Origin of the sequence: Bacillus inaquosorum KCTC 13429 (assembly GCF_000332645.1) — a bacterium.
Taxonomy (GTDB): domain Bacteria; phylum Bacillota; class Bacilli; order Bacillales; family Bacillaceae; genus Bacillus; species Bacillus inaquosorum.
In genome coordinates this window covers 514,691-534,313 of the sequence record NZ_AMXN01000001.1, presented here as the reverse complement: position 1 = coordinate 534,313, position 19,623 = coordinate 514,691, and the positions used below count along the sequence as shown (strand labels likewise).

Here is a 19,623-nt window from a genome sequence, read left to right as displayed (position 1 = left end):
GTATAAACTCACTTCTGTTTCTATGATTGCACCTGCTTTATCATGCATGAAGAAAGGAGGCAAACATGAAACATTCCATTTCATTATCGAGAGGTTTGATCTTTCTGATGGCGGTGACTAGCGGGTTTACTGTCGCTAATGTCTATATCAATCAAACATTGCTTGTCAGCATGGCAGGCACGTTTCATGTGACAGCGGCACAAGCTGGGATGATTGCTACATTGGCGCAGATCGGCTATGCAGCGGGGAATCTGCTGCTTGTTCCATTGGGAGATCTATTTGAACGCCGCCGCTTCATTGTGGGCCTGCTGTTCTTAGTGGGGGTTTGCTCAGCCGCTTCAGCGTTAGCTGTAAGCTTTTCATGGCTGGCCGTCACAAATTTATTGCTGGGGTTCTTCACGATTATTCCTCAAATCCTTGTGCCGTTTGCGGCAGGTTTAGCAAATGACAAGAACAGAGGAAAAGTACTCGGAAACGTAGCTATCGGCTTGGTTTGCGGAATATTAGGTGCGAGAGTGGTCAGCGGGGCGATAGATGCCCAATATGGCTGGCGTGTGATGTATTGGATTGCCTGTGCAGCAGCCGTCATCATTATGCTGATCATTCGCTTCTGCTTTCCGAAAAGCAAAGGGACACATGCCGTTGGTTATGGAAAACTCATTTCTTCATTATTTCCGCTTTTGATCAAGGAGAAAGCATTAAGAAAAGCATGTGTAAACCAAGGCTTCATGTTCGGCGCCTTCAGTTTATTTTGGACGACGTTAGTGTTTATGGTGAGTGAACCGCCATTCTCGTTTGGCAGCCAGACTGCCGGAACAATCGGTTTGGTGGGGATTGGCGGGGCTTTTGCGACTCCTCTGATCGGCCGGATTATTGATCAAAAAGGAGCGGCTTTTGCCAACAAGCTTTGTATGTCTTTTACCTTATTGTCATTTGTATTGTTAATGGCGGGCCGGACCTCAATGCTTGTGATTGTGCTGGGCGCTTTATTCATCACTATGGGCATTCAGGCGAACCAGGTGGCATGTCAGGCGGAGATTTTCCAGTTGTCCGCTGATATGAGAAGCAGATTGAATGGCATCTTTATGGTCAGCACGTTTTTAGGCGGCGCCTTGGGGTCGTATGCAGGCGGTGCAGTCTGGATGCTGTTTCATTGGAACGGCGTTTGTATTCTGGGGATGATCATGATTGGTATTGCCTTCAGTTCAAGGATTACCATAAATCGAGCTGCTAAACAAAGCGATATCAGAAGGGAGATAGAAGCTGGTGCAAACAAGTGAACATTATAAAAAAGGGTTAGATATTCTAAAACAAATTGATGAGGAGAACTATGAAGCGATCGTAGACAGTTTTAAACAATCCATCGCTCCGGACCTTGGTGTGCTTGCTCTGGAGTTTAATTACGGACAGATTTTTTCAAGACCGGGCCTTGATCTGAAATCCAGATTATTAGCAACAGTTGCCGGATTGACTGCATTGGGCAATACGCAACAGTTAAAATTCTATATTAACGGAGCCCTAAATGTCGGATGGACACAAGAAGAACTCATAGAAGTGATGATGCAGATGATTATTTACTCAGGATTCCCGAATGCGCTGAATACCATTTTGCCTGTGGCTGCGGAAGTATTTGCAGAACGAAACAAATAATATAAAAACCTTCTCCTTTTTTATGTAGAATACAAATAGGAAATTCTATGCAGGAGGAGAGTGTGTATGTGGACGGTATGGCAGAAAAACGGAAAGAACTTGGTGAATTTTTAAAATTAAAAAGGGCGCAGCTTTCTCCGCAAGAATTCGGATTGCCTTTAGGCACCAGAAGGAAAACGACAGGCTTAAGAAGAGAGGAAATGGCCCAGCTGGCCGGTATCGGTGTCACATGGTACACATGGCTGGAGCAGGGAAGGGATATTCGGGTATCGACACAGGTACTGGAAAGCATATCAAGAGTGCTCAAATTGAATTACGAGGAAAAACGCCATGTCTTTCTGTTGGCAGGACATCATGTTCTTTTAGATGATCAGGATGAGGAAAACAAGAGCCTTCCTCTGGCTGTGCGGCACTTTATTGATCATTTAACCAATTGCCCTGTTTATGTGACTGACGAAAAGTGGGACGTTATTGCTTGGAACACGGCGGCTTGTGCGGTGTTCGGCGATTTTGGCCAAATGGGCAGAAAGGAAAGGAACGCCATATGGCGATGTTTCACGTCGAAAGAGTACCGGAATCTGCTGGACGACTGGGAAAGCCACGCCAAAAAACTCATCGCACAATTTCGATCGACAGCCAGCCGGTTTCTCGGGGAAGCATGGATAAAAGAGCTGATTGATGAGTTAACTGAAGTAAGCCCAGAATTTAAAAAATGGTGGAACCACCACGAAGTGTTAGGCACACACGCAGGAGAAAAAGTACTTCATCACCCGGCAGCGGGCACAATGGTGATGGAGCATATGACATTGCAAATTTATGACTCACCGGATTTGAAACTGACCATTTATCGGCCGTTAGAGAAAGAAAATACGGCAGATAAACTGAAAGCTTTACTTATAGACAGCTAAATAGCTCATTACCTTAAAAAGACGGCAGCAAGTGCCGTCTTTCTTATTTAATATCTTCATAAATGTCAGAGGCTTTGGCCTTCATTTGTGTCTTATTGATTTTCGGTTTCTTCTCTTTTTTCACAGCTTGATAGACAGCGGCTGTCACAAGATCGCCGGCCTGCTGGAGGCGTTCTTTGCTGATATGTTCGATCGAGTCTTCAGGAGTATGATACCACGGTTCAACTTCTTCGGTTTCCGGGTCTCCCCAAATAAAGTTGGCGGAATCAATGCCGGCTTCGTGGAACGGCACATGATCAGATGATCCTCCCTGTGTCAGAGACAGGCTGTCAAACCCAATTTTATCAGCGGCCGTATGGCTGGATTCCCAAACAGCGTTAGATTGGCCGTCCAATGTGTTGACATACAGCTCAGACGCATTCTCCCAGCTTGTGCCTACCATGTCTAAGTTAAAGTTCACTTCACTTCGTTTCAGCTCTTTTTCTGATAGATGATCTACATAATGAGAGGAGCCGAGCAGGCCGAGCTCTTCAGCGCCGAAAGCGATAAAGCGGATTTCTTTGTCAGAAGGAATGCTTTTTAGAACGCGCGCCATTTCCAGCATGACAGAGGTTCCTGAGCCGTTGTCATTTGCTCCGGGCGAAAAAGGAACACTGTCGTAATGGGCTGTCACGTACACAATGTCTGGATGTTTGATGTTCTTTGGTTTTTTGATACCAATGATGTTCTGGGAGGTTTGGTTTGCGAATGCGTTTAGTTTTAAGGTGGCTTCTTTTTGCTGGGTAAGGGCTTCACCGTCTTCTTTCTTAATTCCAACGACAGGAATGCCGGCTTTATTTCCCGATAGGTTTGGCGTCACAGGCACGAGGCTTTCTTTGTTGTTATAAATGATGACAGCCTTCGCTCCGGCGTCTTCGGCGTTCTTGGCTTTCTCGTAAAATGTCAGATCTCCTCTGGCAATCAAGGCGATTTTGCCCTTGGCGTCAGCGGTGAAGTCCTTTGGATAGCCTAAGCCGGCATTGTAAAGCGGAGCCGTCAGCCCTTTTTCCTCAGTCGGGGCTGAGCCGGATGCCGCCCGGAGAAGAATGTCGCGTCCTTCTGAAGACAGCGTTCCCTCAAGCCGGTCAGGGATACCGAATCGTTGAACCTTCACATCAAGTTTTAATTTTCTCAAGGTTGAGGCGATCAATAAGGCACTCTTTTTTTCAGCGGCAGTTCCGGCTATTCTGGGGCCGATTGCTTCACTGAGCTGAGAAATGGTGGAATAAGCACGCTTTCCTTTGAATGGGAGCTCTCGCTCGCTATCTGATATTTGAACAGCGCGGGCGGCAGGGGTGACACTCTGTGCCGGCAAGAGAACCGTTCCGGCAGTTAAAACAGCCATCGTCATTACAGTCAAAAGCTTTTTCATCGAAAATAAACCTCCCCTAATGTATGGATGAGGATTATTTCGGGATGCTAAAGGTATTTCCTGCAAAATGGAGAGCGTTTTTGAAAAGACAGTGCTTTATACCTGCAAAAAAACGCTTATGAATGAAGGGGCATAAGCGTTTCTGAATATCAGACTATTGAAGTTTTAAAAACTTGCGTTTGCCGACTTGGATGATCATATTTTCCTTTATCTCTGCATCAGCATGGATATCTGTTATTTTCTCTCCGTTGATTCGGACACCGCCGTTTTGAATCATGCGGCGCGCTTCGCTCTTCGAAGAGAGAAGCTTCAATGTGACGAGCAGATCGACAACCGCTGGCGCTTTCTCGCCTTCCCATTTCACAGCCGGAATATCCTCAGGCAGGCTGTTTTCCTGAAAGACTGTTTTAAACGAGTGTTCGGCAGCTTCAGCGGCTTCTGCTCCGTGATACATTCGGACAATCGTTTTGGCTAAAAGCATTTTGGCATCCCTTGGATGAACGGCGCCGGTTTCTAAGTCTTTCACGAGCTGTTTTTTCTCTTCAAGCTCTAAGTCCGTTGCCAAATGAATGTATTTTTTCATGAGGCTGTCGGGCAGTGACATTGTTTTTCCGTACATGTCGTTTGGATGTTCGTCAATGCCGATGTAGTTGTGTTTTGACTTCGACATTTTTTCAACGCCGTCCAAGCCTTCCAAGAGCGGCATAAGGATGACAACTTGTTTTTCTTTGTCGTATCGTTCTTGGAAATGCCGTCCCATCAGCACATTGAAATGCTGGTCTGTTCCGCCTAATTCAATATCGCTTTCGAGAACGACGGAATCGTATCCCTGCATCAGCGGGTAAAAGAATTCATGGAGTGAGATCGGTTTTTGCATGGCGATGCGTTCTTCAAAGTCGTCGCGCTCCATCAGGCGGGCTACCGTTATTTTGCCTGCCAATTCAATGACATCCTCCAGATGCAATGTTTTCAGCCATTTCGAGTTGTAGTGAAGCTCGACTTTTTCTTGATCAAGCACTTTTCCAAATTGCTGAAAGTATGTTTTGGCGTTTTGCTGAACTTCTTCATCAGTCAGCTGCTTTCTGGCTGCTGATTTTCCGGTCGGATCCCCGATTTTTCCTGTGAAATCCCCAATTAACAGCTGAACAATGTGGCCGTTTTCTTGAAATTGGCGAAGCTTGTTTAACACAACTGTATGGCCCAAATGCACATCTGGTGCAGACGGATCTAATCCGAGCTTAATTTTAAGCGGTATGCCTGTGGAAACGGATTTGACTAGCTTGGCCTTTAATTCTTCCGGTGGTATGACCTCATGGGCGCCTGTCATGTATAACTGAAGCTGTCTTTCGACTTCTTTTTGCTGTGCAGCTGTAAGCTGATCAAATGTTTTCATCGTTTATCCTCCTTTTTTAGAAACACAAAAAAGAGCCCATCCCGATAAGGGACGTGGCTCAATGCACGCGGTACCACCCTGGTTGAAGACATCGTCTTCCGCTCATTCGAATAACGGTTTTCCGTTCTTTGCTACTAAGGTTCACAAAGAAAGCTCGGGGAGGTAATTCACGTTTGCCTGTGTGCCGGCTCGCACCTTCCGCCGGCTCTCTGAAACAGGGAGACAAACCGCTACTGGATTCCCGTCAAAGCTTATGTTGTATGAAGATTGTCAGCTACCTTTCTAAGCAGCTCTGTCAGTGTTTTCTGTTCGTCCTTCGTCATTCCCGCAATGAGCTCTGCTTCCCCTTTGTGAAACTCCGGGTAGAGTTCTTCGATCGCTTGTTTGCCGGAATCGGTGATGGAGACAAACACGAGTCGTCGATCTCTTGTGTCGATGCTTTTACGGCAAAAACTCTTTTTTTCGAGCGTTTTGATCACGTTGCTTGCTGTAGCTGTTGAAATGCCTGACAGTTCAGCAATTTTTCTCGTTTCGAGCTTCCCCCATACCCATAGATCATAAAGAATGGAGAAAGCGGTCCAAGAAAGTTTATAAGAAGAAAGAACCTCAGTCTCCATTTTGACACGGAGCTTTTGCGCAGACCGATACAGATTCGTCGCAATCGATATGGCTTCCAGGTTCAGTGACTCAACGGGCATTTGTTTAAGCTTAGAAAGTGTGTCGTGTTCCTCTTTCCGAAGCTGCTGATGTTGATAGGAACGTTCCATTTTTTAGGCCTGCCTTAAATTATCAGAATCATTAGCTATGAAATGAATTGTAACAGAGTTTGATTTGAACTTCAAGCCAATATATCGGTTGAATAAAAAACGCCGCAAGAACCCCAAAATAAAGAAAAGACCACAAACGGGGGTGCAATCTTGCAAAAATATGTTCAATCCGTCTATAAACATGATCCGTTTCATCTTTTTTCAGCAGAGCATGTGGTGACGTTAGCGATTATCGCTCTTTTGGCCATTCTGTTGTTTCTGTTCCGCAAGGCGGTCAAGCGGCCTAATGTCAGCCGGTTTCTGCGCTATTTGTTTGTATTTCTGTTGCTTGGTTCGCAAATCGGCTATCAAATATGGATGATTGCCACGGGCAGGTGGTCGGTGCGCACTTCATTGCCTCTCCAGCTTAGTGACCTGTCGGTGTATTTGTCAGCCATCATGCTGGTTACCAAAAGCAGGAGGCTGTTTGTATTTTTATATTTTGTCGGCATCGGCAGCTCGATTCAGGCTCTTTTGACACCTGACCTCGGTATGTTTTCATTTCCGCATGTGCGATATATCCTCTTTTTTATTTCGCATGGGTCTGTGTTTTTATCCTGCCTGCTGATGGCAGTGGTCGGCACTTACAGAATGGGCCAGCGCTCCTTATGGGTGACCGTCCTGATTGTCAATGTGTACGGAGTCTGCATTTATCTGCTTGACCGCTGGATTGGCGCGAATTACATGTATTTGACGAAAAAACCGGGCGGTTCTTCTCTCCTGGATGTTCTCGGGCCGTGGCCGTGGTATATCGCTTCGGCTGAAGCCATTACGATCGCAAGCTTTTTTGTCCTTTATTGGCTATATCGCATGTTCAAAAAGTGACACCTTTTTTGTTGTATAGCACATTCTGTCTAAAAAAATATTGAAGAATAGTGTTTAATTTTCTGAAATCGGGAATGTAACTTGTACAACACAAAGGGAGATGAATACCATTGAAGAAAGATGAAATTATGCATATCGTGTCATGCGCAGATGATAATTATGCTCGTCATTTAGGTGGGATGTTCGTTTCTTTATTGACAAATATGGATCGGGAGAGAGAGATAAAATTATACGTCATTGATGGTGGAATTAAGCCTGATAACAAAAGAAGACTGGAAGAAACCACATTGAAATTCGGCGTCCCGATTGAATTTTTAGAAGTGGATACCAATATGTATGAACATGCGGTAGAGAGCAGCCATATTACAAAAGCGGCGTATTACCGCATTTCGATTCCTGACTTAATTAAGGACGAAAGCATCAAACGAATGATTTATATCGACTGTGATGCGATTATCCTTGAGGATATTTCGAAACTGTGGGACTTGGATATTGCGCCATATACGGTTGCTGCTGTTGAGGATGCGGGGCAGCATGAACGCCTGAAAGAAATGAATGTCAGTGATACAGGGAAGTATTTTAACTCAGGTATCATGATTATTGATTTTGAACCTTGGAGAAAGCAAAACATCACAGAAAAAGTCATCAACTTTATCAATGAAAACCCGTCTGAAGACTTTCTTGTGCTGCACGATCAAGATGCACTGAATGCGATCTTGTATGATCAGTGGTATGAACTTCATCCGCGCTGGAATGCTCAAACCTATATCATATTAAAACAAAAAACGCCTGCGACGCTGTTAGGCCAGAAACTTTATAGAGAAACGAGAGAAAACCCGGCCATTGTCCACTTCTGCGGCGGAGAAAAGCCTTGGAATTCCAATACGAAACACCCGTATCGCGATCAGTATTTCCATTACATGTCGTATACGAAGTGGAATACAATCAGCAATCCGGCGATCAACCAATAAATCGGATTTAAAAAACGCTTTTGATCAGCTCAAAAGCGTTTTTTTTGTTTGCCTCAGCGTGCGACTGACCGTTGGTAAAACCGCTGAATATGCATGGCGATATAGCACAATTCTTTCTCAGGAAACTCAAAGCCGTATGCCTTCTTCACAAATGTGCCGATGCTTAGGGCACACAGGAAGGCATCCTTAAACTTCTCTTTAATAATGTCGATCATTTCTGCATCCAGCTCGTAAATGGATTCACCCGCTTTGATATGCTGAATGGCAAAGCGGAGATGGGTCACAAGCCGTTCATAAGAAATGGTATCTTCAACAATATTGATTGACAGCTGAATTTCAATAATCTCGATAATATCACGGATCATTGTTGTAATATCAAGCGTCTGTGTCATATCACCGGCATTGTTTCTTGCTGTGTGAATATGCATGGCGATATTGCCGATTTCATCATCAGGAATGTGAATCCCCAGTTTATCTTTAATTAGCGTTCTGGCCCACAAGCCGATCTGGAATTCCTTCGGATAAAGAACTTTGATCTCATTCAGCAGCGGATTTTTGATGACCATTCCATTGCTCAGGCGTTCGATTGCAAAGGAAAGATGGTCTGAAAAAGCGACGTGAATGCGCTCGTTGATTTTGATGTTCAGCTCTTTTTCGGCATGGGAGATAATTTGCTCGGAAATCTGAATATGGTCTTCCGGCAATGTTTCTAAAATCTCTTCGAACTGCTTATAGTCAGGTGTATCTTTTCTGACAAAGGTTTTTTCTATTTTTGACGGATCGACAATATCATTCTTCTTTTTATCGAACGCAATTCCTGCACCTAAGAGAATCTTCTCTTCATTTTGATCCTTTACGACGATAGCATTATGATTTAAGATTCTTTTAATTTTCATAGCTTTTTTTGTCCTTTCATCCCCCGTTTTATGAATGAAAACGAATAAATCCAGTTATTCTGTCTCTTCTTTAAACCCGAGAAACAATGTAGCTATAAAAGCAGAGACGGCCGCGATCAAAAAACCGATCATATAATGAACAAAATTAGCTGCGCCGAACGGCAGCACGATTGAAATCATCGGAATGCCTGTCAGTCCGTAGGAATTCGACACGACATGTACCGCAACCATGTATGCTCCGCCAATAGCGCCGCCGATGGCAGCTCCGATAAAGGGGCGGATCAGTTTGACATTTACTCCGAATACAATCGGCTCCACAATGCCTAAAAACGCGGTCAGGGAAGCAGGGAGCGCAATTTTCTTCAGGCTTGATTGTTTCGTTTTGAAGAAAACCGCAAGCCCCGCTCCGCCTTGGGCCACATTCGCCATCGACCATATCGGCACTAAAAAGTTCACTCCGACATGCGGATCAGCAAGCAGCGTTGCCTCTATCGCATAAAAGCTATGATGCAAGCCAGATAGAACGATGGTGGAGTAGATGCCGCCGAACAGGGCTCCGGCGGCAATGCCGGCGTGATCATAAATATAGACAATCGACTGTGTCATGATCTGGCCGATGATAGACGCGGCGGGATTCATCACAATCAGCGCGAGGCACCCTGTCATCATGACCGTAATAAAAGGAATGATGACGACATCGAGCGACTTCGGCACAATCGATTTTAACAGCTTCTCGATTTGGCTCATGACATAAACGGAGAGAAGAATCGGGATAATGGAGCCCTGATAGCCCATCATTGGTATATGCAGCCCCCAGATGTCTAAGGAAGCGGGGGTTTTGCTGCCGAGCATAGACGGGTCCAGCAGATCAGGATGCGTCAGGAGCCCTGCTATCACTGCCCCTAAATATGGGTTGCTTCCAAATTGCCGTGCGGCACTGAAGCCGACCAAAATCGGCAGCAAAATAAAGGCTGTACTGGACACGAGGTCGAGCACTTTGATCCACGGGCTGTCAGCTGCGAACCAGTGAAACACCTTAATCATTCCGATCAGCCCCATGAGCAGGCCGCTTGCTGTTATTGCCGGGATAATCGGCACAAAAATATCGGACAGTGTTTTTGCAAATGCTGCGACAGGGTTCAGCTTCCGGCTGGCCTTTTTCTGTTGAACAGGCTCTTCAGAAGGCGCGGCCTCCCACACGTGAACGACTTCTTTATATATTTTGTTGACGATGCCTGCTCCGAAGATAATCTGGAATAGCCCATATCGGAAAAAGGTGCCCTGTACACCTTGCAGATTTTCTATGGCATGTATATCGATTTTCGTCTCGTCTTTTACCTCAAAACGAAGACGGGTCGTACAATGGCTGATGCTGATAATATTGCTTTTTCCTCCTGCGAGGAGCAATAATTCTTTTGCAATCTCTTTTTGCAAGCAATCAAAACCTCCTTTGCTGAAGAAAAGTCGGCTTGTTCATCGTATCAAATGAAAAGTTGACAATCAAAATGAAAAAAGTGAGAAATACCGGCTGATAATGACAAAACGTGCAGGGACAACAAAAAATGCCCGCGTCGGTGACGGAGCATGAGAATAGGGGTTGTCCATGGCGCCGTAATAAGCCCAACACGAAAAGAAGAGTTAAAATGCCCTGATTTTTTTGGACACTAATACTCCCTTTGCATCATTGGGTCTTGCCTGCCTGACCAGTCACAATCCCGCCATATGTGGTGATAACTGTAATAACGTTCATTTTATGCTGTTCATGGCTGGATAGCAATAGTATGAAAAGCCTGTGCGATGAATGGGAAAAAGGTTGTGCGTGGTGTTTTTAGGGATGTAAAAAAGCCTGTAAGACTTAGAATACAAGTTTTACAGGCTTTTTGGTTACTTTTTCGGTCTGACGGCATTCAGCCGTTTTTGCAGCTTTGTTTTTTCATTGGATGCTTGTAATTGATTCACTGCAGACTGAGCGGATGCCTTTGCTTGTTTTGTTTTGTCTTTTTCCGCTTTCTTCACTTTGGCTTTGGCAGTTTCGACTTTTTTTGCTTCGGCTGCCGCTGCTTTTTTCTTCACTTTGTCTAACCGTTTTTGCAAGGACGTTTTGTCTTTGCCTGATTGAAGCTGATTAACTGCCGATTGTGCTTTTGTCGCATTTGCATTAGTTGATTTCTTTTCTGCTGCTGCGACTGATTGCTGCGCCGTTTTCAAATTGGTGCTTTTCACTTTGGTAAGGCGCTTCTGCAGGGACGTTTTTTCTGAACCTGCAGGCAGCTTGCTGACTGCTGATTGGGCGCTGTCAACATCTGTTTTCTTTTTGCTTTTTTCCGCTTTCGCCACTTTCTCTTTCGCTTGCTTTGATGCAATATAGCGTTTTACTTGGTCTAAGCGTTTTTGCAGGTTCTTTTTGTCTGTTCCGTTCGGCAGCTTGTTGATGGCAGCTTGGGCTGTATCGACGGTTTGCTGTGTTTTATACTTTTCTGCCTTTACGACTTTGTCTTTCGCATCTTTTACATTTCTGTATGACTGTATTTTATCCAGTCTTTTTTGCAGGGCTGTTTTGGCGTCAGAATTCGGCAGCTGGCTGACGAGTTCTCTCGCTTTGTTGATATCGGTTTGTGTTTTTGTCTTTTCCGCTTTTTTTACCGCTTGCTCTGCCGCCGCGTACGCTGAATCTGTTGCCTTCGCTTTATACTGGATGAAGCCGTAGCCAAATTGCTGATCGCGGCCTGTTGTTCCAAGATCAACGATATTTTTCTGCATATCTGCACGAAGCTGCACGTTTGTCTCGGCAGGATCACGCTGTTTTAACAAAGCAAACATGGCAGCGGCGTGCGGTGTCGCTTGGGATGTTCCGCTTCCTGTCGCATAAAATTGGTTTAAGTAAGTGCTCGTGATGTTTGTTCCCGGCGCTGAAAATTCAACTTCATCTCCAGTTGTTGAGAAGGAGGCAAGCTGATTCTTTTCGTTTGTTGCTGAAACCGCAACGACGCTGCTGTATGCCGCCGGATAGTTCACTGGCTTGCCGTTCCCATCGTTCCCGCTGGCGGCAACAAGCAGAACGCCTTGTTCATAAGCTTTGTCCATGGCGTCATGAAGGATTTGGCTGTCTGACGTCGTGCCAAGGCTCATATTGACGATGTCCATCCCGTTTGCGATCGACCAGTCAATTCCTTGGAGAAGACCTTGAAGATCCCCCGAGCCGTTCTGATCAAGCGCTTTAACCGCGTATATTTGTGCTTCCGGTGCGATGCCGTCAATTCCATAGCCGTTATGCTTGGCTCCGATAATCCCTGCGACATGTGTTCCGTGGCCGTTATCATCTTTGTAAGAAGAGGTGTAACTGACAGCTGAAAACCCGCCGGCAATCGACAGGTCATCGTGGGGGGAGATCCCACTGTCAATGACTGCAATTTTGACATCTTTGCCTGTCAGTCCTGCCTTCCAAGCCTGTTCCACCTGAATGGGCTCAAGGTTCCACTGCTCGAAGTTGTCAGAGGTGTCAGTGCCGTCTGACAGCACTTTGAAATCCGCGCTGCCTGCTGCGGTGAAGGAGACATTGTTTTCGACATACAAAATATCAGGATCCTGTTTTAATTCTTTCACTGTCTCCTGATCTGCTGTGACCGCTACCGCCGGCAGATGCTTATATTGCTGTTCAACCTCAGCATTGCTGTCCAGAACGGTTTCCTTGCCGGCTTTGTTTTTATAAACCACAATAACCTCTTTCTCGCTGATGTTTTGCGCATGAGCGAGAGGGCCTATGGCGAGAAAACTGAAAAACAGAGTGGCTGATACAATGAGTTTGCAAGACATGTTTTTCATGGTTCATCTCCTTTTTTCTATGATGTTTGATATATATATCGGAGAAAAAAGAGAGTTTGATAGTAAGGAGGAAAAAATATTTTCATGGACAGATTATTTAGCAGAATGCAGATTTTTTCCGCAGGAAGAGGAAATTTTCCAAATGAATTTGTAAGCGTTTTCAAAATAAGATAAAGAAAACATTGCGAAGGTTGTTCACAAAGCAATGAGAAAAGGGGGCTTTTCAGATGAGCGCATTCACTCGGGTGATGGAAGAAAAAATAATGCCTGTCGCTGGGAAAATTGCCGGGCAACGGCATCTCAGCGCTTTGCGTGACGGAATTATCCTGACCATGCCGCTGATTATTATCGGGTCTGTCTTTTTGATTTTAACGAGCCTGCCGATTCCCGGTTATGCTGATTTCATGACGAGTGTGTTTGGGAAAGAGTGGGCGGATAAGCTCGGATATCCGGTTAATGCTTCGTTTGATATTATGGCGATGATTGCCGCGTTTGGAATCGCCTATCGGCTGGCAGAAAGCTATGGTGTCGATGCCCTATCAGCCGGTGCGATATCAATTGCCGCATTTCTGTTGGCAACGCCGTTTGAAGTGCCGTTTACGCCGGATGGCTCAACGGAATCCATCATGGTCGGGGGCGGAATCCCGATCACACTGCTTGGCAGCAAGGGTTTATTTGTCGCCATGCTGATCGCCTTGTTTTCGACTGAAATCTATCGGTACATTATTGAAAAGAATATCGTCTTCAAAATGCCAGACGGCGTGCCGCCGGCGGTAAGCAAATCATTTGTCGCGCTGATTCCCGGCTTTATCATTGTTTTTCTAGTGTGGCTGGCGCGTCTTCTGATTGAAATAACGCCTTTTCAGAGCCTGCACAATGTCGTAGGAGACCTGCTTGGCACACCGCTTTCCATTCTTGGCGGCAGTCTGGGCGGAAGCCTGATCGCGGAATTTGTGCAGATGCTGCTTTGGTCGTGCGGGATTCACGGGGCTTCAATCATTGGTGGAATCATGGCGCCGATTTGGTACGGCGCGATGGATGCCAACCGTCTCGCGTTTCAGGCTGGCGAGGCGCTGCCGAGTATTTTTACGACTCAGTTCTTTCAAATTTGGATCAATGTCGGCGGGAGCGGAGCGACGCTGGCGCTTGTCCTGACGATGCTTGTGCGCTCCCGGAGCAAACAAATGAAGCAGCTTGGCCGACTAGGGATTGGCCCTGCGCTATTTAATATCAACGAGCCGATCATTTTCGGTATGCCAATTGTCATGAACCCGCTCCTCATTGTTCCTTTTATCATCGCACCACTCCTCACGATTACCGCAACTTATATCGGCATGAGCACCGGACTGGTGGCAAGGCCGGCCGGAATCGCCGTGCCATGGACGATGCCGCCGCTCATATCAGGCTACCTGGCGACAGGCGGAAAGGTATCGGGTGCTGTTATGCAGCTGGTGAATCTGCTGATCACCTGCGCCATCTACTATCCGTTTTTCAGAATATGGGATCATCAAAAATGGAAGGAAGAGAGTGCGGTTGAATCCGGGGGTGAGAATGTTTCGTAATTTTGTAAGCGTTTAAATAATAAAAAAAGCAGCGTTACGCTGCTTTTTTCTTAACGCTGAAAGAACTCAATCCACTCGCCATCAGGACCTTCAATATAGAAGTAACGGTACCCGTTTGGAAGAGTTGTGATCTCTTCGTCGATAAATTTCGCGTTCATTCTTTCCGCTTTTGTATATTCAGCCGCGATGTCATCCGTCAGCAGGGCAATGTGGTGTACTTTTCCTTCGACGGGAAGCTCACTGCTGTAGCCTTGAATCAGTTCGATTTCTGTTTCCGGACCGTCTTCAAAGCCAAGAAAAGCAAGCTCGATTACGCCGTTCGTATGTGTGATGCGATCCTTCAATTTCATGCCGAGAACCTCTTCATAAAATGTGATGGACGCGTTGATATCCCTTACCATAATGCCTGTATGGTCAATTCGTTTTGCCATGCTGCTCCTCCTCGTAACTCTTTTTGTCTATCGTAGAAAAACCTTTCCTTTCTGTCAATGCAGACATCTTGGCGTTTTGTGGTACGATAAGAGAAAGCAAACAGAAAGAGGACGAAATATATGAAGCTACTCACCCTAAAGAAAGCACATGCTGCAAAAATCAAAAAAGGCTATCCGCTCATCGAAAAGGAAGCTCTCGCAGGGAGTGCGGGGCACGTGAAAGAAGGAGACCTCGTTGATATCGTGTCTGAGAGCGGCGAGTTTCTTGCGCGGGGGTATTATGGCCTGCAAAACAAAGGGGTCGGCTGGACGCTTACCCGCAATAAGAATGAACAGATTGACCAAGCATTTTTTCTCAGCAAATTAACAAAAGCGGTTCAAGCGCGTGCCAAACTTTTCGCGGCCCAAGATACTACCGCTTTCCGCATGTTCAATGGTGAGGGAGACGGCGTTGGCGGCGTCACGATCGACTATTATGACGGCTACCTGCTGGTTCAATGGTACAGCAAAGGCATTTACGCCTTTAAAGACATGCTGGTTTCCGCTTTGGATGAGCTGGAACTGGACTATAAAGCCATTTACGAGAAAAAACGCTTCGACACGGCGGGACAATATGTTGAAGATGATGACTTCGTGAAGGGGGAAAGAGGCGAGTTCCCAATCATCATTCTGGAAAATGGCATTCAATACGCGGTGGATCTGAATGAAGGCGCCATGACGGGCATCTTTTTGGATCAGAGACATGTGCGCAAGGTGATCAGAGACCGCTATGCAAAAGGAAAAACAGTGTTAAATACGTTTTCTTATACGGGGGCATTCTCCGTGGCAGCGGCGCTTGGCGGAGCGGAGAAAACAACAAGCGTAGACGTGGCAAACCGGAGCCTTGCCAAAACGATTGAGCAATTCAGCGTGAACAAGCTGGATTACGAGGCACACGACATTAAAGTGATGGACGTGTTTAACTATTTTTCGTATGCCGCGAAAAAGGATCTGCGCTTTGATCTGATTATTCTCGACCCGCCTTCCTTTGCGCGTACAAAAAAACGCACCTTCAGCGCGGCCAAGGATTATAAAAACCTGCTGAAGGAAACGATCGCCATCACAGCTGACAAGGGCATCATCGTTGCTTCCACAAACAGCAGCGCCTTTGGCATGAAGAAATTCAAAGGCTTTATCGATGCCGCTTTTAAAGAAACAAATGAACGCTACACCATCATTGAGGAATTTACACTGCCGGAGGATTTCAAAACGATTTCGGCGTTCCCGGAAGGCAACTATCTAAAAGTGGTTTTTCTGCAGAAAAAATAGAGAAAAAAGCTGCCCTGTTCAGGAGCAGCTTTTGTTATGTAGAAATGATCTGCTGGACGCGGCCGATGCGGCCATCTTCAAGCCGGACTTTAATGCCGTGCGGATGAAAGCTTGATTTCGTTAAAATATCCTTTACTGTCCCTCTCGTCAGTTTTCCTGTTTTTTGATCTGCTTTCAATACAATATCAACCTGTAATCCTTTCGAAATGCTGCTTCGCTCTTGCCCGTTCATAGCGTACATCCCCTTTCCTTTTGTTCATTATAGTCATTATGGTTTAAAAGTAACAGCCGGCTGATGAAGTGTATTTTTGTTTTTTTCAGCCTTCATTAAATATAATGTCAGCCCAAAGCCTGCTATGCTCAGAATGCCAAAAAGCAAGTAGACTGCGAAGATTGACACGTAGTCAAAAATGTATCCGCCTGTAAATGTACAGAACCAGTTGCCGAATCCATTGCCGATGGCGGCGTGCATGGTCAGCGCCGTCGCTTCAACGTGGCTTGGCGTAATCTTTTTTACATATTGAAGTGCCGCCGGGATAAATAAACCGATCGCAACTCCCTGAAGAAAGACCGTCGCATAAATGATCCATAATGAAGGCGCTGTGAAATAGAGCGCCCACCTGAATAATGAGACTCCGCCTGACAGCATAATGACGTTGAGCAGCCCCATTTTATCTATAAATGTTTGGGCAAATCGCATAAATGGAATTTCCGAAATGACGCCGATGAAAAATAAAATGCCGATAGCGGAAAGTGACGCGCCGCTTTTGTCCAGAAAAAGACTGAAATACGTATTGTTCGCTAAGTTTGGAGCAAATGTCGTAAAGGTGATGATCATAAAGATGAGGAACGTTTTGTTGCTGATAAGCTCCCGGAATCCTTTGCGGATATTGACCTTTGTTTTTGTTTTCTGCTGGCCCGGCATTTGTGAGGCCAATATGGCGGCGATGCACAGAAAGGCACAGCCAAAGATAAAGATCACGTGAATGGGGTACAGCTGATTCGTTACCTGTCCCATGGCAAACACTGCGATGCCGAAGCCGAGAGAACCAAACAGGCGAATTCCGCCGTAGTTGCCGTTTGTTTCTTGAGTGTACCTTAGTGAAATGCTGTCCGATAATGGAATAATCGTGCTTTGAAAGGCTGCAAAACAGGCCGCGATCAAAATAAACAGAGGAAAGCCGTCAAATGCAATATAGCCTAATCCAATGATGCCTGTGATTGATGTGCAAACCGCCAGCAGGCTTGGCTTTTCGTTTTTTGCGTATAGTCGCTCAGCATGCCCCAAAACGGCTGAAAGAAAATCATCACAATCGGACCGAGTGGATCAAGCCGACCTGTGATCCGCTTACATGCTGTTCTTTCGTTAAATACATACTGAGTAAGGGGATAATGCTGCCCGTGCCGAGAAAAGCAAACAAATAAAATCCTTTTAACGCGGCGTAATGCCGTCTCACCTGCAAGTTGTGCATGGGGTGCCTCCTTTGGTATCCACAAATTACATTATATTGGAATTCGCCAGCTTTTCAATAAGGGGAAGCACATAAAAAAAACTGCCCTTGAGAGGACAGTTTTTTCTTACATAAATGAAAGTAAAAACGGCGCCGCGCAAAGCGTCATAATCGCAGCTAAGATCATCGACACACTGGAAATCGTGCCGGACACAGAGCTAAGCTCAAATGCTTTTGACGTTCCCGCTCCGTGTGCGCTTGTGCCAAGCAGCACGCCCCGCGCGATTTCGTTATCAATGCGGAAGTAACGGATGACCATCGGGCCGATCACTGTGCCGAACAAAGCGGTTAAAATCACAAACACGGCTGTGACGGCAGGCATTCCGCCAATCATTTCCGATACGTTCATTGCGATCGGTGTTGTCACTGATCTCGGGACGAGGCTATCAATTAAGCCGGTGCCGAGGTGAAGCCATTTCGCAATAAGAGCGGTTGAAATAATCGCGATGCATGAACCGACGGCCACGTTCAAAATAATTTCCACTGCGTATTTCTTTAAAACAGGGAAATATTTATATAGCGGGATCGCGAATGCCACGGTAGCTGGCTGAAGCATTTCGGTCAGCAATTCGCCGCCGAGATTATATGACTCGTACGGGACATTCACCAGCAGCAGCAGACCGACTAACACAGCGGGCGTCACCAATAGCGGCGACGTATAGACACGCGGAAAGCGTTGATATACTTTTTTTGCTCCTAAATACACCAAAACCGTTAAAAACAAACTTACAATTCCGATGAACACGTATGCTTTTTCTCCTTTCTTTTTGCAATGATTTGTGTAAGCGTTCCTGTAGACACCATCACGACAAACGTGCTGATGATGACAACAAGCAGAATGCTGACACCAAATTTCGACATAATGTCTCCGTATTCAATCACTCCGACGGCAGACGGGATAAAAAATAAAAGCAGCTCCCCGAGAAGCCACGCTGCGCCAAGCTCTATCCATTCAAGCTTGATGATTTTAAAGTGTAATAATGTGAAAAGAATCACAATCCCAATTATACTGCCGGGAATATTTATATGAAGAAGGGCTGTCACCCAATTAATCAGCCGAGCAAATATAAATAACAGAGCGATTTGAATAACGGTTAGCAACAGTTTTTTCATATTGATGCCTCCCTTATATTCATATTGTACATAAGGTCTCGCTATAGGTAAAATATATATAAAGAATAATAAGTATTCCTTTTGTCTATAGAAAGGGTGAAGCACATGGATATCCGCCATTTAACATATTTCTTGGAAGTCGCCCGTTTAAAAAGCTTTACGAAGGCTTCCCAATCCCTTTATGTTTCTCAGCCGACGATATCAAAAATGATCAAAAATTTAGAAGAAGAGCTCGGGATTGAACTGTTTTACCGAAACGGCAGGCAGGTGGAACTGACTGACGCCGGCCAGAGCATGTATGTGCAGGCGCAGGAAATTATAAAATCATTTCAAAACCTGACGTCAGAATTAAATGATATTATGGAGGTCAAGAAAGGGCACGTGCGGATCGGACTGCCGCCGATGATCGGGTCAGGATTTTTCCCAAGAGTGCTCGGGGATTTTCGTGAAAACTATCCGAATATCACCTTTCAGCTAGTCGAAGACGGTTCTATAAAAGTCCAAGATGGCGTTGGGGACGGCTCTCTTGATATCGGCGTTGTGGTTCTTCCTGCAAATGAAGATATTTTTCATTCGTTTACAATCGTAAAAGAAACCTTAATGCTTGTCGTTCACCCTTCCCACAGGCTGGCAGACGAAAAAGAGTGCAGGCTGCGTGAGTTGAAGGACGAGCCTTTTATTTTCTTCAGGGAGGATTTTGTCCTGCACAATCGAATTATGACGGAATGTATCAAGGCTGGATTCAGGCCTCATATCATTTATGAAACCTCACAATGGGATTTTATCAGTGAGATGGTGTCAGCCAACCTTGGAATCGGGCTTTTGCCGGAAAGAATCTGCCGCGGACTTGACCCGGAAAAAGTAAAAGTCATTCCGCTTGTCGATCCGGTCATCCCTTGGCACCTCGCCATTATTTGGAGAAAGGACCGTTACTTGCCCTTTGCGGCCAGAGCTTGGCTCGAACATACGAAATCGTATTTATGGGACCCGAAAAAAGATAGTAAAGGATGATGCAA

18 protein-coding genes, 1 pseudogene and 1 other annotated feature are annotated in these 19,623 nt (G+C 45.6%); of the genes and pseudogenes, 8 read left to right on the top strand and 11 right to left on the bottom strand.

From position 1 onward, the window contains the following. Positions 1-65 precede the first annotated feature (65 nt). From BSI_RS18085 to BSI_RS18095, 3 genes are all read left to right on the top strand, one after another. On the top strand, positions 66-1,280 hold the full coding sequence (locus BSI_RS18085) for an MFS transporter (RefSeq protein ID WP_003236096.1): 1,215 nt from the start codon (positions 66-68) through the stop codon (positions 1,278-1,280). Further along, a complete protein-coding gene (locus BSI_RS18090; protein ID WP_003236095.1) occupies positions 1,267-1,650 on the top strand; it encodes a carboxymuconolactone decarboxylase family protein in 384 nt (127 codons plus the stop codon). Before BSI_RS18085 ends, BSI_RS18090 begins: the two co-directional genes overlap by 14 nt. Positions 1,651-1,718: 68 nt before the next feature. Further along, a complete protein-coding gene (locus tag BSI_RS18095; protein WP_080030789.1) occupies positions 1,719-2,558 on the top strand; it encodes a helix-turn-helix transcriptional regulator in 840 nt (279 codons plus the stop codon). Between the two features lie 43 nt (positions 2,559-2,601). Here the strand turns inward: BSI_RS18095 and BSI_RS18100 are convergent, their stop codons facing one another. The 3 genes from BSI_RS18100 to ywaE form a co-directional block, all read right to left on the bottom strand. Continuing rightward, positions 2,602-3,969: a M28 family metallopeptidase gene (locus tag BSI_RS18100; protein WP_003236093.1), complete on the bottom strand. Its 1,368-nt coding sequence runs from the start codon at positions 3,967-3,969 to the stop codon at positions 2,602-2,604. Positions 3,970-4,123: 154 nt separating this feature from the next. Then, positions 4,124-5,362, bottom strand: coding sequence for a tyrosine--tRNA ligase (tyrS, locus tag BSI_RS18105; RefSeq protein ID WP_003236092.1), 1,239 nt, complete (start codon positions 5,360-5,362; stop codon positions 4,124-4,126). Positions 5,363-5,406: 44 nt separating this feature from the next. After that, positions 5,407-5,619: a binding site (T-box leader), on the bottom strand. Beyond that, entirely contained in the window at positions 5,614-6,129 is a 516-nt protein-coding gene (ywaE, locus tag BSI_RS18110; protein WP_003236091.1) for a tyrZ transcriptional regulator YwaE, read from the bottom strand. (Overlaps the previous feature by 6 nt.) 150 nt (positions 6,130-6,279) lie before the next feature. On the opposite strand from ywaE, the gene BSI_RS18115 reads away from it, so the two are divergent. After that, a complete protein-coding gene (locus BSI_RS18115; RefSeq protein ID WP_003236090.1) occupies positions 6,280-6,993 on the top strand; it encodes a YwaF family protein in 714 nt (237 codons plus the stop codon). A gap of 110 nt (positions 6,994-7,103) precedes the next feature. Beyond that, positions 7,104-7,964 (top strand): glycosyltransferase family 8 protein, encoded by an 861-nt coding sequence (locus BSI_RS18120; protein ID WP_003236089.1) that lies wholly within the window; start codon positions 7,104-7,106, stop codon positions 7,962-7,964. Positions 7,965-8,017: 53 nt separating this feature from the next. Here BSI_RS18120 and sacY read toward each other — a convergent pair whose 3' ends face one another. The 3 genes from sacY to epr all read right to left on the bottom strand — a co-directional run bounded on the left by sacY (position 8,018) and on the right by epr (position 12,682). Next, the gene (sacY, locus tag BSI_RS18125; RefSeq protein ID WP_003236088.1) at positions 8,018-8,860 is read right to left on the bottom strand and encodes a transcription antiterminator SacY; all 843 of its coding nucleotides are present in this window, start codon (positions 8,858-8,860) and stop codon (positions 8,018-8,020) included. A 54-nt stretch (positions 8,861-8,914) separates the two neighbouring features. Next, positions 8,915-10,294, bottom strand: a complete 1,380-nt coding sequence (gene sacX / locus BSI_RS18130) for a SacY negative regulator SacX (protein WP_003236086.1) — start codon at positions 10,292-10,294, stop codon at positions 8,915-8,917. Between the two features lie 450 nt (positions 10,295-10,744). Beyond that, complete coding sequence (gene epr, locus BSI_RS18135; protein ID WP_032731709.1) at positions 10,745-12,682, bottom strand: minor protease Epr; 1,938 nt, start codon at positions 12,680-12,682, stop codon at positions 10,745-10,747. Positions 12,683-12,909: 227 nt separating this feature from the next. On the opposite strand from epr, the gene celB reads away from it, so the two are divergent. Continuing rightward, positions 12,910-14,244, top strand: a complete 1,335-nt coding sequence (gene celB, locus BSI_RS18140; RefSeq protein WP_003236080.1) for a PTS cellobiose transporter subunit IIC — start codon at positions 12,910-12,912, stop codon at positions 14,242-14,244. 50 nt (positions 14,245-14,294) lie between these two features. Here the strand turns inward: celB and glxA are convergent, their stop codons facing one another. Next, a complete protein-coding gene (glxA, locus tag BSI_RS18145; RefSeq protein ID WP_003236077.1) occupies positions 14,295-14,675 on the bottom strand; it encodes a glyoxalase GlxA in 381 nt (126 codons plus the stop codon). 120 nt (positions 14,676-14,795) lie between these two features. On the opposite strand from glxA, the gene BSI_RS18150 reads away from it, so the two are divergent. Beyond that, entirely contained in the window at positions 14,796-15,983 is a 1,188-nt protein-coding gene (locus BSI_RS18150) for a class I SAM-dependent rRNA methyltransferase (protein ID WP_003236075.1), read from the top strand. A 34-nt stretch (positions 15,984-16,017) separates the two neighbouring features. Here BSI_RS18150 and BSI_RS18155 read toward each other — a convergent pair whose 3' ends face one another. From BSI_RS18155 to BSI_RS18170, 4 genes and pseudogenes are all read right to left on the bottom strand, one after another. Then, positions 16,018-16,215 carry a YwbE family protein gene (locus tag BSI_RS18155; protein ID WP_003236073.1) on the bottom strand — a complete coding sequence of 66 codons (198 nt, stop codon included), beginning with the start codon at positions 16,213-16,215 and terminating at the stop codon, positions 16,018-16,020. A gap of 36 nt (positions 16,216-16,251) precedes the next feature. Then, positions 16,252-17,455, bottom strand: a pseudogene (locus tag BSI_RS18160) (MFS transporter). 106 nt (positions 17,456-17,561) lie between these two features. Beyond that, positions 17,562-18,239, bottom strand: a complete 678-nt coding sequence (locus tag BSI_RS18165; RefSeq protein WP_003236066.1) for a CidB/LrgB family autolysis modulator — start codon at positions 18,237-18,239, stop codon at positions 17,562-17,564. Further along, entirely contained in the window at positions 18,221-18,607 is a 387-nt protein-coding gene (locus tag BSI_RS18170) for a CidA/LrgA family holin-like protein (protein ID WP_003222205.1), read from the bottom strand. The genes BSI_RS18165 and BSI_RS18170 overlap by 19 nt, the downstream gene beginning before the upstream one ends. Before the next feature lie 105 nt (positions 18,608-18,712). On the opposite strand from BSI_RS18170, the gene cidR reads away from it, so the two are divergent. Further along, a complete protein-coding gene (cidR, locus tag BSI_RS18175) occupies positions 18,713-19,618 on the top strand; it encodes a cidABC operon transcriptional activator CidR (RefSeq protein WP_003236063.1) in 906 nt (301 codons plus the stop codon). Positions 19,619-19,623: the final 5 nt, after the last annotated feature.